The following is a 336-nucleotide window of genomic DNA, read 5'->3' on the forward strand; positions in this document are numbered from 1 at the left end:
GGCCGAGGCCGTGTAAAAACGCGCAGAACGACCGGCCGATCCCTCCCCGGCGGGAGCACAGTTGCGTTAGGACGTGACGCAGGCAAATGAAGTGATCGTGTTTTACTGGCAAACAGCGTCGGCGCGCGCATTCACGCGCCTGCCAGCTTCATCGCTCGCATCGTCTTTGCGAATCCGAGGATCCTGATGACTCGCTTGAGGTTGTATGCCAGCACGTGCAAACTCATTTCAGCGGCGACATGGCCAAGTCCGCGAGTCTGGAAGTGCGTCGTCCCCATCCAGTGCTTAAGTGTGCCGAACACGTGCTCGACCGTGCTCCGTCGCATCGTCATTGCA

General features: G+C 59.5%; 1 protein-coding gene. It reads right to left on the reverse strand.

Going from position 1 to position 336, the window contains the following annotated elements:
• Positions 1-131: 131 nt before the first annotated feature.
• Positions 132-336: transposase (locus U5775_RS39195; RefSeq protein ID WP_322063470.1), on the reverse strand; the 205-nt coding region annotated here is incomplete at its 5' end.

It is taken from the genome of Paraburkholderia sp. J63 (assembly GCF_905220245.1).
Lineage (GTDB): Bacteria > Pseudomonadota > Gammaproteobacteria > Burkholderiales > Burkholderiaceae > Paraburkholderia.